The sequence below is a fragment of the Acinetobacter lwoffii genome (genome assembly GCF_015602705.1).
In the GTDB taxonomy this organism is placed as follows: Bacteria; Pseudomonadota; Gammaproteobacteria; order Pseudomonadales; family Moraxellaceae; genus Acinetobacter; species Acinetobacter lwoffii_E.
The window spans coordinates 1,484,598-1,498,161 of sequence record NZ_CP059081.1 but is presented as its reverse complement, the minus strand read 5'-3'; the positions used below and the strand labels follow the sequence as shown (position 1 = coordinate 1,498,161).

The window sequence follows — 13,564 nt, the reverse complement described above, 5'->3', positions numbered from 1 at the left end:
GGTGATTATCATGCAAGCGCAATATGTACTCCCACTGGTTGATATTTCAAAATTACAAAGTCCGGATTTAGCCGATCGTATTGAAGTTGCTCATGCTCTGGATCATGCCTGTAAAGAAGTCGGATTTCTTTATCTGCAAGGTAGCCAGTTTAATTCTGATTACGCCAAAGCCCTGATTGAAATGGCCCAGTCCTATTTTTCTCAGGATCTGGACACCAAAATGCAGCACTATATTGGCAAATCAAAAAACCATAGTGGCTATGTGCCGATTGGCGAAGAACAGTTTGCCGGCAACAGTTATGATTTAAAAGAAGCCTATGATGTCAATTATGATTATCAGGGGGTAAGAAAAGACTGTCCTTTACTTGGGCCCACCTTATGGCCAGACCATCCGGATTTCAAGTCTATTGTCAGCCAATACTATAGTCATCTGCGTGAGATCAGCCGGCAGATTTTTTCTGCCTTTGCACTGGCGTTGGGCGTTCGTGAGGACTTTTTTGAAAGCAAAATTACTGATGCACCAAGTCAGCTACGCTTGATTCATTATCCCTATAATCCGGAAGTGCAAGATGCCGAAGGCATTGGCGCACATACCGATTACGAATGCTTTACCTTGCTGTTACCCACCGCACCCGGCTTACAGGTTTTGAATAAAGCCGGCGAATGGATCGACATTCCTCTGATTGAAAATACCCTGGTGATGAATATCGGTGACATGATGGAAATTCTGTCGAATGGTAAATATCTCGCCACCAAGCACCGCGTGAAAAAGATCTCGGAAGAACGTTATTCATTCCCGCTGTTTTGCGCCTGCAATTATGACACCGTTATTGAACCGGTTATTCACACTGAAAATTCCAAATATTCTGCCCTGATCGGGGGTGAGCATCTGTTTAATCAGACCGCCCAGACCTTTCAATATTTAAAACAGCGCATTGCTAGCGGTGAACTGATCTTAAAAAATGCTGTACCACTTTCCTCTTTTGGACTTGAAGAACAGGCGGAGACAGCATCATGAATCTGTTTGAAGTGATTAAGACTTTAAAGCCCACCACCCCTCAGCCAGAGATTATTCCGGACTTTTTATACGGTGCTTTCCGGCGTAAAAGTATCAGTTTTTATAATGGCCTGACTGATGAAAATACCATTGTGTACTGGTTTCAGTCGCGCAGTTTTACTATTGATCTTCGTCTAAAAAGCCAGACGGGAACTGCTGTTCAGGAACGCCAAGGCTGGATTGGCAATACACTTTGGGATAGTGCCAGCCAACTCTTGTCCTGGGAAGTGAAAGACTACGCCAATTACCAGAATCATGTGCAATGGCCGGAACCAGCCAGGTTACATGCGATTGGCAACTGCATTCTGGAATTTTCTCCAAGTAATGTTTATGTCGAAGACTGGCGCCAGCAGGTACAGCACGGTTTATTTTTAGGCCTGCGTCTTCAGTCTGCACTTGATGTTCAATCTGGTCAGACACTGGAAATGGATGGTGGCCTGATTATTTGTGCTGATCATATTGCCTATGCCCTGACGCGTTTGCCTGAAGTGCAAAGTGCAGTCGCTCAAATGGACTTGAAAGCTGTCGATCCGACCGTATTTGCCTTGTTAGAAAGTTTTGAGGTCTCTATCGGGACTGATGGTCAAAGCAAAACTTACAGCACCCGCAGCAGTGAAACAAACAAAACCTTTAACCTGGAAAATTTTGAAGTTCTCAATGAGAGCAGTCTGGTTCAGCACGTCATTTTAGATGGTCGCGATATTGACCTGATTTTTGAGCTGGACATGTACCAGCCGGATTACCAATTTCAATATGCGACCCCCACGACTACACAAGCTGAAAGCTGGCTGAAGTCAGAACAGGATCACCTGATGCAGCATGCAGAACGGGTGTTATAGGGAGAAATATGTCTTTTTTATATCTTTCGATTGCCATTATTGCAGAAGTCATTGCCACTTCTGCATTGAAAGCTTCCAATGGTTTTAGCGTGCTCTGGCCTTCACTTGCCACAATTGCCGGTTATGCCGTTGCCCTGTTTTTCCTGTCACTGACCATGAAAACCATTCCGATGGGCATTGCCTATGCAATCTGGTCTGGTGCCGGCATTATCCTGATTTCAACGGTTGGCCTCTTGGTGTTTAAACAGCAACTGGATCTTCCCGCACTGATCGGTCTGGCATTTATGATTATTGGCATTATTTTTATCAATGTCTTTTCCAAAAGTACGCAGCTTTAATTTTTTAATATTCATCTGATAGTAAAAAATCCCCAGACCGGGGATTTTTTATGCAAGAGATCAGGCTTTATTGCAGCTCTTGTACCAGCGTTGGAACAATCACGCCATCCACGTTCATTTCAGTCGTATAAATGCCGTTAGCCACATTGAACTTGTTCACATGATAGCTAGAACCATAGATCGAGTCGAAACCATTACCTTTGGTAAAGACTTTCTTGTTGGCGGCCAGATCCAGTAAATGGGTGCCATCAATGAACTGCATATAGGTTTTCGCATCGACACCAACCCGTTTGGACATAATCTGTGCAGCATCTTCACGAGTCGCCGGATCATTGATGTATTTGACGGTTTTATCCCAAACCTGAATCACCTTTTTCCATTGCTCTTTATTGGCTTCCAGATGGGCTGGATTCACGGTCAAGGTATCGTAGATTAATCCCGGCTTGTCTTTAGAGGTGAAAATAATCTTGGAACCGGCCACTGCAGATAATGCCTGATTTGCCACTGGCTGCCATACTGCAATCGCATCAATATCGGGAGTAGCAAACACCTGTGGCAATTCATTGGTCATGGTATTGACCAGTTTAACTTCAGTCAGTTTAACCTTGGCATCATCTAGTGCAGTGGACAGCAATAAGTGATCGACGAGGCCTTTTTCAGTTGCAACCGTTTTACCGCGCAGATCCTCAATTGAGTTAATGCCATTCTTGGCAATAATTACATCATTTCCGGCCGAATAATCAGTTGCCATGATCATTACGCCCTTGGTCCCGCCAGAGCCAGTGACCAGATTATCACCATTAGTCACCAGTACAGCATCCAGCTGATTCGCTGCGAATGCAGAGAGTGAAGCAGAATAGTCAAACCATTTAAAATCGGCATTAACTCCGGCATCTTCCAGCCAGCCTTTTTCAATCGCCACTTGCCAGGCCACAAATCCCGGCCAGTCACTATAACCAATCCGGATGGGCTGAGTATTCACACTCCCTGCTGCCTTGGCATTTGGTTCAGGTACTTTAGCGGTATTGTCACAGCCACTAAAAAGGATTGCAGACAGTACGGAAACGGACATCAGTGCTTTTTTGATCATTTTGCGACTTCCCCTATGCATTCACATTTAAATTTGGTATTTGAAAGTTGTTTAGATTTCATAAATTCGCGCCAGCCACCGAAATGACTGATATCTGTAGCATCTTCAAGTGCATAGCCTTCACAGATAAAGCCTTTAACCCATGTACCATCAATCAGTTGGGCATTGCCAATACCCAATGGTGCTGGCACTTCTGCAACAATGTCCCCGAACAGTGCACGCGGAATGTCCCAGACTTCGACTTCAATTGAAGAACCTTTCTCGTGGTATTGCAGGCCAGGTTTTGGCGGAGTGGTATTTTTTAAAGCGTAAAGCTTGTAATGCGACGCGGTACGGGTCTGCTTGATCAGCGTGCCACCACGCGTGGTCAGTTGAAAGTTCAACGGCATACCGGTTAGATGTGCGCCCACCACAGCCAGTTTGACGCTATGGCTCGATGAAATTTCCGTGGTTTTTTCATAGCTACGTGCAGAGGTTCCCAGCTTTAACTGGCTCGCCTGCTGCCATTTTTGCCCGAATTTGGCCAGTGCTTCATCCATCCAGGCCGGCGCAATAAAGGTCACACCGGTTGGCAAACCATCGGCACGGATGCTATTCGGCAATGCCAAAGCTGACAGATCAGCAAAATTGACAAAATTGGTATAAGCGCCCATGTGACTGTTTTTGACCAATGGATCTGCTTCTACCTCTGCAATGCGATAAATGGTAGGTGCGGTGGGCACCATCAAGGCATCATAATCCGCCAAGGTATTTTGAATAATACGACTGAGTCGGGCACGTTCATATTCATCTTGCATGGCATCTACAGCACTGAACTGGTCTGCCTGTGCAATGATTTGACCAATCACGGCATGGGTATGCTCGCGTTGCACCATTTTTTCCACGGCACTGGTACGTTCAGCTACCCAAGAGCGGTTATACAAGGCCGCTGCCAGTTGTTGAAATGGAGCAAAATCAATCGGCTCAACCGTATAACCCAAACTTTGTGCACGTGCGATCGCCAGCTGGAATGCTTTTTCAGTTTCAGCATCGCCATAAAATTCCAGTGTATCCGGAATGGCAATTTTGCCTTTTGAAAATTGGCTCGGTACATTTTGAGGATGCATTCTGGAATAATCATCGCTGGCATCATAGCCTTGCATAACTTGCGCCACCTGCCAGGCATCATCCACCGTTAAGGCAAAAATCGAAATCACATCGATGGTACGACAAGCTGGAATTAGGCCCGTAGTCGAGAACCAGCCTTTGGTTGGTTTGAGTCCGACAATGTTATTATGCCCTGCCGGTACACGTCCTGAACCTGCAGTATCTGTACCCAGTGAAAATGGCACTAATCCGTTTGCGACGACTACACTGGAACCCGAACTCGAGCCGCCACTGATATATTCAGGATTAAAGCTGTTCTTTACCGCGCCGTATGGGGAGCGCACACCAACCAGACCCGTCGCAAACTGATCCAGATTGGTTTTACCCACGACAATCGCACCGGCAGCTTTTAATTTGGCTACTGCTGTTGCATCGGAAGTCGCCAGATAGGCTGCCTCTTTACATGCTGCTGTGGTATAGAACCCTGCAACATCAATATTATCCTTGACCGCAAATGGCACCCCATAAAGTGGCAAGCTTTCAATATCTGCACCAGTCAATGCATCAATTTGTGCCTGTAATTGTGCTGCTGCCGCAATTGATATCCAGGCATGATCGTCATGATTCAACTCGGCTACATACTCAATCAGGTCACTAAGCTGGATATTGTTATTCTGGTAGGCGTGTTGCCAGTCCTGTACAGTCCATAAGTTGTGCACAGCTGTTCTCCTTAAGTGTGTTCGGTATTTTGTGGAATAGGCGGCATGACGGCATCCATCAGTTCGAGATGCCCTTTAATCACGCCTTTCAATGCAATAAATTGTTCGCTAATTTCTTTCAGATCACTGCTCGCGCCCTGCATCAGCATGACTTGCAGAATTTTTTCATCATCCAGCTGGATATGAAGTGAATTGATCACTTGCGCTAGATACTGCTGCTGCAGATCGACCAGCTGACTGCGCAGCGGTTTCAGACTGACGTCGTAGAGCAAGGTGAGTGTGCCAACCATGACTTCATCGCGAATCACCAGATCATCAATCAGGTGGCGGTTAATCATGTCGACAATGGCCTGTGAACGGCTTTCATAGTGTTGCTCGACAATTTTTTGATCCATTGCCTGAAGCGTTGTTTCTGGCACGGTGATACTGATCCGTGCCAATTTTTGTTTAGGCACGATGTTGATCCTTGGGTTGATATTGGGAAGACTGTTTAATGTGAAAGCCTGCGCGTACGCTGAGTAGCTCAACCAGAAAGTGAAGCCATGGATGCATTTTTTTATTTGATGTCGGATTGTTCATGTGCATCTCCTGTAAATATTACAAAACCAGAATTTCGTATTACTTAGGAAAATGCAGAAAGCGTGCCAGTTTGTGCTTATTGGGAGGTGATAAATAAAATTGGGTAAAAAGGCGAAAAAAAGCCCCATAACATTGAAATGGGGCTTGTTCTAAAGCAAAAGTAAGTTTTGTATTTCACCGGTTTATTCCATTTTGATTGCTCATGTTCTTGCTATTCTTTTTATACATGAATGGTTAACCGATGTTTTTGATTATGAGTGATCAAGTGTATTGCTCTCCTCTATTTATGTTGTATATAAATAAAAGCATAAAGCATGCCACAATATAAAGTAGAATAGATTTAAGCAGAATGCTTTTAAAATTGATCACATACATATATAAGCCAGAATAAGGATGATTTAATTTTATTAAGTGCGGCTAAAAAATAGCCCATTTTGCACCATTGGGGTTCGAGTGTGCATCAAAGTGTGGCTAAGTGATTCAGGCCGTTATCTATTTAGGTGTTATACTTCTAAAATAAAGACCAACCAGATGATCAATCACTATTTTATAACTCATTTGAAAAGTGATGAATTACTGCTAAATTAGCACCTATATCTGGGGGCATTTTTATGACAGAAAAATTATATTATTGGGCAGAAAATTTAGAAGACTATACTTCAGATAATGATACAGACACAGAGAATAAAGAAGTTATAGAAATCAAAAGACTTAATTTTTTTATTGGTAAAAATAATGCAGGAAAAAGTAGGTTTCTGAGAGAGCTTTTTTTATCAAAATATAAGATAAATGACTATAATGATGGAAATAATAAGAATGACTTCTATGCTGAAATTTATCCTATAGTTAATTCTACCAATGGCACTCTAATAGGTAACAACAGTCATTTCGGTGGTTCTAATAAAGCTGAATTATTAAATAAATTAAAACAACTAGATAGTCTACCAAAACAATTTGATCCTAAATCATTATATAATTTAAAAGAGGAAATTTCTAAATTTCGATTCACCAAAAATGATGCTACTGTTAGAATCTCCGATACTATAGATAAATATTTGCAATCTTATTCAAAATTATATATCCCTATTCTTCGCGGCATGCGCCCTGTGACAGAAGAGGTAAATAAACAACCTTACATTGAACGTGCCCAAAAAGATTATTTCCCTGATAAAGAAAAGTTCAACTCCCAAAATATTATTACAGGTGAATGTTTATACCACGAACTTAAAATTCATCTTCTAGGTGAGCCTGAACAACGTGAATTGATAAAAAATTACGAAGACAAATTAAGCCAATATTTTTTTGATAACGAACCTGTTTCACTTATTCCCAAGCATGACCAGGACGTTGTGAATATAAAAATTGGTAAAGATGCTCAAAGACCTTTATTCGAATTAGGTGATGGTCTGCAACAAGCAATTATCCTAACCTATGAAGCTTATATAAAAAGCAAAGATAAAAATGGAAATACTGAAACACATGCATTCTTTATTGAAGAACCTGAACTTCACATGCATGCTGGTATGGTTCGTCAATTGATGAATTTCTACTTAAACGAAACACCTCATTATTATTTCTTTACTACACATTCAAATCATTTACTAGATATGGCTGATGAATCTGATCAAGTCATGATTCAAAAATTTGTAAAACAGCCGAAAGATGATGATCAAAGCAAATTTGACTTTAAAATTTATCGTTGTGACCGTGATCGTGACTTACTTGCCTCATTAGGTGTAAGACCTTCTTCTGTATATTTAGCCAATTGCACCATTTGGGTTGAAGGCATTACAGATCGCTTATATATCACTAAATATATGGAAAAATATTTAGCTGAATTAGAGAAATCGAATAAAGAACTTTATAAAAAGTACCGTCGCTTTATGCCGAATTATCACTATACATTTGTAGAGTATGCAGGAAGTAATTTAGTGCATTGGTGCTTTAGTGATACATATGCTGATCAGTTGGAAGATAAAGGTTTAAGTGCTAAAGCTGTCGCAAGTGAAATGTTACTCATTGCTGATGGTGATATTCAAGGTAAAGCTGATCGTGTAGAAGTTTTAAAGCGTGAGTTGAAAAAAGATAATTATTTAATTTTAGAGTGCAAGGAAACAGAAAATACTCTGCCGAAAGAGGCAATCATTAGAGTAGCTCAAAAAAAGTTTAGCAAGATGCAAACTAGAACTAAACAGGGGTTTACTATAGAAAAGTTAGATTCAATCACTGCATCTGATTACTTTGATCATAAAGATTATGGAATAGGAAAACTATTAGACGATCAAATACGAAATACCAAAACATCAACTGATAAAACTGCATTTGCTGATGGTAAAGGTGTAGGTACAATAAAATATAAACTAGATTTCTGCCGAGAAATCATCAAAGATTTCGATGAAAAACCTGATTGGGAACTTACACCAAAAGCCAAAGCGTTATGTGAACGAATATTTAAGCATATCGAAAAATGTAATTCTTAAATCTCCCCTAACCCCTCTTTAATAAAGAGGGGAAATTCCCTCCTTTGAAAAAGGAGGGTTAGGGAGGATTCTTTAAGCCACTGGCGCCAACGTAAACAACACCTGCCCCGTTTTCACCGTTTGCCCTTTTTCAATGGTAATCGCTTCAACCTTCATACGCTCAGGCGCAATAATCGGAATCTCAATCTTCATCGCTTCAATCACTGCAAGCGTTGCACCTTCTTCCACAATATCCCCCGACTGACATTCAATTTTCCAAATTGAACCCGGCATGTGCGATTCCACTGCACAACCACCTTCAGGCACTTCAACGCCTTCACCATCATCCACCGTATCTAGGCTTTCAGAGACATATTCTGCAAGTCCTGCTTCATGCCAACGACGGCGCTCTGCATCAAAGTTAGCTTGTTGCACCGCTTTAAAGGCACAAATAGATTCTTGGTTTTCAGTTAAGAAGTCATTGTATTCTTTCAGATTCAATACACCTTCTTCAATCCGCAGTTTTAAACGACCTGCTTTAAAGTCTTCACGCATGTGCATCAACTCGGACTCAGACACTTCATAGAACTTAATCTGGTCAAAGAAGCGAAGTAACCACGGCATACCTTGCTCAAAATCAGGGTTTTTACGGTAGCGTGACCACATTTGTGAGGTACGACCGACAAACTGATAACCACCCGGACCTTCCATGCCGTACACACACATATACGCACCGCCAATACCAACAGCATTTTCGGGTGTCCAAGTGCGTGCAGGGTTATATTTGGTGGTGACTAAACGCTGACGCGGATCAAGTGGCGTTGCCACAGGTGCACCCAAATACACATCGCCCAAGCCCATGACCAAATAACTGGCGTTATAGACCACATCTTTCACGGCTTGTTTGTCTTTTAAGCCATTAATACGACGGATAAATTCGATATTGTCCGGACACCACGGCGCATCAGGTCGTACCGTTTGCATATAACGCTCAGTGGCAAGTTGAGTTTGTGAATCTTCCCACGCAAGCGGTAAATACACAGTACGTGATGGCACTTGCAATTCCGTCACATCAGGCAATTGCTCTTCAGCCACTTGAAGCATACGCAATAAATCAATTTGATCGAGCTGGGTCGAATCAAAATGGATTTGCAGTGAACGAATACCCGGTGTGAGGTCAATAATGCCTGGAATATTTTGCTCTTTGACCCATTGCATCAGTGCATGAATACGGAAACGCAAGTTTAAATCTAAAACCAGTTCGCCATATTCCACCAACATATAATTATTACCGGCAGGACGATACACCACATCAGGCGTACCATTTTGACCTTTTAAAGTATCTAAAATGGCAGATTTTAAGGTGCTGATTTCAGGATAGAACGACTCATCAAATGCCACAGCTTGCGTATCTTCAGCAGTTAATTGCGCATGATATTTTTCATTCAGCAATTTCGCTTGATGATAGCTGACAGGCACAAATTTGACTTTATCACCTGCTTTAAGCTGACCCAATTTCCAAAGCTCAGAATTGATCACCACCGCGGGACACACGAAACCGCCTAGGCTTGGACCATCTGGCCCCAAGATAATTGGCATATCACCTGTAAAATCAATTGCCCCAATGGCATAGGCATTGTCATGAATATTCGATGGATGCAGACCTGCTTCGCCACCGTCTTGACGTGCCCATTCAGGTTTTGGACCAATCAAACGGATACCGGTACGGCTTGAGTTAAAGTGAATTTCAAACTCGTTGGCAAAGAAAGTATCAATATCGTTTTTGGTAAAGAAATCAGGTGCGCCATGTGGACCATACATCACCGCAATTTCCCATGTATTTGAGAATATCGGGATTTGATCTTCGCTTAATGCGTTCACTTCATTGGATGTAAATGCTGTGATTGGAAGCATATCGCCAATCAATAAATTACGCCCCGCATGACCGCCAAACTGACCCAAGGTAAAAGTCGCTTGTGAGCCTAAATATTCAGGCACATTCAGACCACCTTTAATCCCGATATAAGTACGGCAACCTGTGGCGATCTTGCCACATTTCAGCATCTGACCTTTACGCACATTCACAGTTTGCCACATTGGGACAGCAACACCATCCAACGTCGATGGCATATCGCCACCTGCCAAGACAATTTGGCTATCGCAATGGAATTTTAAACTTGGTCCTTGGAGTGTACATTCTAAACCTGCGGTATTGGGTGCATTGCCGAGCAATTGGTTCGCCACATTTAAAGACAGTGGATCAATCGCACCGGATGGTGGCACACCGACATCCCAATAGCCCAAACGACCTGTGACATCTTGCACAGCGGTTTGAATACCCGCTTGTAACACTTCAATTTTTTGGGTTTTCCACTCGAATGTATTCAAAAAGCGTGTAGTTTGCGTGCCTGCTTTAAATACATCGCAGTCGATAATGTTTTGTAGATATTCAAGATTGGTTTCAATGCCGGCAACTTGGGTTTTAGCCAATGTTTCGGTCATGGCTTGAATTGCTGATTCACGATCATCTGCTGTGACAATGATTTTGGCAATCATCGGGTCATAGAATGATGAGACATTTGAACCTGTTTCTACCCAAGTTTCATTACGCGCATTGGCATCGAACTCAACATGCGTCAAAAGTCCTGCACTTGGTTGGAAGTTTTTGATTGGATCTTCGGCATAAAGACGCACTTGAATTGAATGTCCTTGTGACTCAAGTTTTGATGTTGGTGCAACCCAATCGCCACTGCCTAAAGTCACCATCCATTCCACTAGATCGACACCAAAGACTTGCTCGGTTACACCATGCTCTACTTGTAGACGGGTATTCACTTCCAAGAAATAGAATTCTTGGGTGTCGGTATCCATCACAAATTCAACTGTACCTGCCGAGCGGTAATTCACCGATTGCATCAATTGAATCGCGACATTTTGAATATAGGCACGTTGCGTATCGTTTAAGTGTGGTGCAGGCGTTTCCTCAATGACTTTTTGGTTACGACGTTGCACCGAACAATCACGCTCGCCCAGTGCTAGAACTAAACCGTTGCCATCACCAAAGATTTGCACTTCGATATGACGAGCATTTTGTACGAATTTTTCTAAGTAAAGGCCTGCATCTTTAAAGTTGGCTTGCGCTAAATAAGACACGGTTGCATAAGCTTCTTTCAGCTCCTCCGCATTCCACACCAAACGCATGCCAATACCACCACCACCTGCGGTACTTTTCAGCATCACAGGATAGCCAATACGCTCAGCCTCAAGCAGGGCTTCAGCTTCATCAGCCAATAATTGGCTACCTGGCAATAACGGTACATTGGCTTGAATCGCCAATTCACGTGCAGTGTGTTTCAGACCAAATGCTTTCATTTGCTCGGCATTTGGGCCCAAGAACACAATGCCTTGTGCTTCACAGAGATTACAGAATTCGGCATTTTCAGACAGGAATCCATAGCCCGGATGAATCGCTTGCGCACCGGTATGTTTGGCCACTTCTAAGATTTTATCGACATTCAGATAGCTTTGGCTTGCAGGTGCATCACCAATAAAGACCGCTTCATCCGCTAAAGTCACATGCAAGGAATCACGATCTGCTTCCGAATACACCGCAACCGATTGGATGCCTAATTTTTTAAGGGTACGGATGACACGACAAGCAATTGCACCACGGTTGGCGATGAGAACTTTATTAAACCCATATTTTAAAGTCATAGTCTTATACCTCGCCTTCACGGACAATCAGTTGAATTTTTGTTGGGTTATAGGCATTACATGGGTTATTCAGTTGTGGGCAGTTTGAGATCAACACAATCAAATCCATCTCAGCTTTAATTTCCACATATTTGCCCGGTGCAGAAATCCCATCATCAAATTTCAGGTGACCATCTGAAGTTACAGGTACATTCATAAAAAAATTAATATTTGGACCGATATGGCGCACATTCAGACCATGCTTTTTCGCAATCGGATGTTGTGACAATGCAATCATGAAATTGTTACGGCAACTGTGCATTGGATATTTATCATGCGCATAACGAACCGTGTTACTTTCACATGAACATGCACCGCCTAAAGTATCGTGGCGACCGCAGTTGTCATCATGAATACTCGCAATTTTATTGCCAAAGTTGGTATATAAAGTCGTACCTTTTTCTAGATAAATTTGACGGTTCATCGCCAAAGTATCGGTTGCGCTATAACGCTCTTCAGGGTTATGTGCGGAAATAAACAAAGTATCCACCGCTTGATTACCTTCAAGATCAACAATACAGAAATACTGGCCTTTTTTGACTTCACACATCCATGCTTCACCGGCAGGACAAACTTCGCTAAGTACTGATTTTTCATGATTTTGTGTTGGGTTTACGAGTGCAGTCATGATCATTCCCCTTAAGCAGTTAAAGCGTAGTAGCGGTTATTATTTTGGAATGCACGCTGATTTTGCGGGCATGAATCACGGCAGACATCGGTGTCGCCTAAAGGCAGTGCTTTAAAGAGTGAGAGCTGAATATCGGCAGGTGCATATTCAGTAGAATTGTCTAAGGCATGTGGTGCACTGGATAAAAACACCAAACAATCCATTTCAAAACGTAGTTCAATCACCTGATCAGTATTGTCAGATACGACATAAGACAAGTTACCGTTGTCATCTGGTTGCACTTTAGAGAATAGATTTAAAGTATTGCTAAGATCGGTCGCAGATAATCCAAATTTGGTCATCTCTAAAAGCAAACTGTCTTTGCCATTGCGGTACATGTCGTTACGCGCATCTTGAAACGTTTGCGTACCAAACTGTTGTTCGATTTGCTGTGCTGTGCTTGGCGCACAAAAGGCATCGTTCCAACCGTGATCATCTTTCACAATGGATACCATCGCGCGTCCAAGGTCAGACGCTAAAATATGCCCTGTACTTAAAAATGCCGTGTGTTGTGCTTTTAAGCTGTCTGGCATGTTATAGGCTTCAAGCTTGTCTTCGCTATTTACACAAAACAGTGAAACATTGGCATTCGCGCCTAAAGATTTGAGTTGTAAAACTGCGCCACGCTGAATGCGTGCTGACCAGTGGTGTCCACCCGGTAAACGTTCAGTCCAGAGGACTTGATCTTCGTGATAAGTTATTGTGCTCATTTGCATCCATCCCAATCTTTTTACGGTTTACCTCCCGGGCTTTTATCCCTCCGTGTAGCTTGGGTTTGAACAAACCTAGCCGTGAACTCTCGGTCGCAGACCTACATGAATGTTCATGTATCGGAACCCTAGATCACTTTATGATGATGTAGATAGATGCAAAGGACGTGCCAAACTAGTAATACTATTTTTTATATTCGTAATACTTTTTTTTGAGATGGAACTGATCACTTCAGGTGCAAGGCTCTGAAAAAGGCATCAAGATGT

11 protein-coding genes and 1 riboswitch are annotated in these 13,564 nt (G+C 42.5%); of the genes, 4 read left to right on the top strand and 7 right to left on the bottom strand.

What is annotated here, in order from left to right:
- Positions 1 to 10: 10 nt before the first annotated feature.
- The 3 genes from H0S56_RS07275 to H0S56_RS07265 are packed head-to-tail and all read left to right on the top strand — an operon-like array spanning position 11 to position 2,234.
- The gene (locus H0S56_RS07275; RefSeq protein WP_195724735.1) at positions 11 to 1,018 is read left to right on the top strand and encodes an isopenicillin N synthase family dioxygenase; all 1,008 of its coding nucleotides are present in this window, start codon (positions 11 to 13) and stop codon (positions 1,016 to 1,018) included.
- Positions 1,015 to 1,896 (top strand): hypothetical protein, encoded by an 882-nt coding sequence (locus tag H0S56_RS07270; protein WP_195726020.1) that lies wholly within the window; start codon positions 1,015 to 1,017, stop codon positions 1,894 to 1,896. The genes H0S56_RS07275 and H0S56_RS07270 overlap by 4 nt, the downstream gene beginning before the upstream one ends.
- Positions 1,897 to 1,904: 8 nt before the next feature.
- Positions 1,905 to 2,234 (top strand): DMT family transporter, encoded by a 330-nt coding sequence (locus H0S56_RS07265; protein ID WP_004280373.1) that lies wholly within the window; start codon positions 1,905 to 1,907, stop codon positions 2,232 to 2,234.
- 67 nt (positions 2,235 to 2,301) lie between these two features.
- On the opposite strand, the gene H0S56_RS07260 is transcribed toward H0S56_RS07265, so the two are convergent.
- The 4 genes from H0S56_RS07260 to H0S56_RS14430 are packed head-to-tail and all read right to left on the bottom strand — an operon-like array spanning position 2,302 to position 5,708.
- Positions 2,302 to 3,324, bottom strand: a complete 1,023-nt coding sequence (locus H0S56_RS07260) for an ABC transporter substrate-binding protein (protein ID WP_195726019.1) — start codon at positions 3,322 to 3,324, stop codon at positions 2,302 to 2,304.
- On the bottom strand, positions 3,321 to 5,129 hold the full coding sequence (atzF, locus tag H0S56_RS07255; RefSeq protein ID WP_195726018.1) for an allophanate hydrolase: 1,809 nt from the start codon (positions 5,127 to 5,129) through the stop codon (positions 3,321 to 3,323). Before atzF ends, H0S56_RS07260 begins: the two co-directional genes overlap by 4 nt.
- A gap of 11 nt (positions 5,130 to 5,140) precedes the next feature.
- Positions 5,141 to 5,584, bottom strand: coding sequence for a CopG family ribbon-helix-helix protein (locus tag H0S56_RS07250; protein WP_004894906.1), 444 nt, complete (start codon positions 5,582 to 5,584; stop codon positions 5,141 to 5,143).
- Positions 5,577 to 5,708 (bottom strand): hypothetical protein, encoded by a 132-nt coding sequence (locus tag H0S56_RS14430; protein WP_004647016.1) that lies wholly within the window; start codon positions 5,706 to 5,708, stop codon positions 5,577 to 5,579. The genes H0S56_RS07250 and H0S56_RS14430 overlap by 8 nt, the downstream gene beginning before the upstream one ends.
- A 611-nt stretch (positions 5,709 to 6,319) precedes the next feature.
- Here H0S56_RS14430 and H0S56_RS07245 point away from each other — a divergent pair.
- Positions 6,320 to 8,188 carry an ATP-dependent nuclease gene (locus H0S56_RS07245; RefSeq protein WP_195726017.1) on the top strand — a complete coding sequence of 623 codons (1,869 nt, stop codon included), beginning with the start codon at positions 6,320 to 6,322 and terminating at the stop codon, positions 8,186 to 8,188.
- Positions 8,189 to 8,260: 72 nt separating this feature from the next.
- Here H0S56_RS07245 and uca read toward each other — a convergent pair whose 3' ends face one another.
- Genes uca through H0S56_RS07230 form a run of 3 tightly spaced genes read right to left on the bottom strand, consistent with a single transcriptional unit; the run spans position 8,261 to position 13,297 of the window.
- On the bottom strand, positions 8,261 to 11,881 hold the full coding sequence (gene uca, locus H0S56_RS07240) for an urea carboxylase (protein WP_195726016.1): 3,621 nt from the start codon (positions 11,879 to 11,881) through the stop codon (positions 8,261 to 8,263).
- A 4-nt stretch (positions 11,882 to 11,885) separates the two neighbouring features.
- Positions 11,886 to 12,548 carry an urea amidolyase associated protein UAAP2 gene (locus H0S56_RS07235; RefSeq protein WP_195726015.1) on the bottom strand — a complete coding sequence of 221 codons (663 nt, stop codon included), beginning with the start codon at positions 12,546 to 12,548 and terminating at the stop codon, positions 11,886 to 11,888.
- An 11-nt stretch (positions 12,549 to 12,559) separates the two neighbouring features.
- Positions 12,560 to 13,297: an urea amidolyase associated protein UAAP1 gene (locus tag H0S56_RS07230; RefSeq protein ID WP_004280388.1), complete on the bottom strand. Its 738-nt coding sequence runs from the start codon at positions 13,295 to 13,297 to the stop codon at positions 12,560 to 12,562.
- Between the two features lie 29 nt (positions 13,298 to 13,326).
- Positions 13,327 to 13,440: riboswitch (guanidine-I (ykkC/yxkD leader) on the bottom strand.
- Between the last annotated feature and the right edge of the window lie 124 nt (positions 13,441 to 13,564).

Excerpts from the sequence above, each read along its gene's own strand:
- H0S56_RS07275 (WP_195724735.1), top strand. The coding sequence starts at position 11 with ATGCAAGCGCAATATGTACTCCCACTGGTTGATATTTCAAAATTACAA.
- uca (WP_195726016.1), bottom strand. The coding sequence starts at position 11,881 with ATGACTTTAAAATATGGGTTTAATAAAGTTCTCATCGCCAACCGTGGT.
- H0S56_RS07270 (WP_195726020.1), top strand. The coding sequence starts at position 1,015 with ATGAATCTGTTTGAAGTGATTAAGACTTTAAAGCCCACCACCCCTCAG.
- H0S56_RS14430 (WP_004647016.1), bottom strand. The coding sequence starts at position 5,708 with ATGAACAATCCGACATCAAATAAAAAAATGCATCCATGGCTTCACTTT.
- H0S56_RS07235 (WP_195726015.1), bottom strand. The coding sequence starts at position 12,548 with ATGACTGCACTCGTAAACCCAACACAAAATCATGAAAAATCAGTACTT.
- H0S56_RS07265 (WP_004280373.1), top strand. The coding sequence starts at position 1,905 with ATGTCTTTTTTATATCTTTCGATTGCCATTATTGCAGAAGTCATTGCC.
- H0S56_RS07245 (WP_195726017.1), top strand. The coding sequence starts at position 6,320 with ATGACAGAAAAATTATATTATTGGGCAGAAAATTTAGAAGACTATACT.
- H0S56_RS07230 (WP_004280388.1), bottom strand. The coding sequence starts at position 13,297 with ATGAGCACAATAACTTATCACGAAGATCAAGTCCTCTGGACTGAACGT.
- H0S56_RS07260 (WP_195726019.1), bottom strand. The coding sequence starts at position 3,324 with ATGATCAAAAAAGCACTGATGTCCGTTTCCGTACTGTCTGCAATCCTT.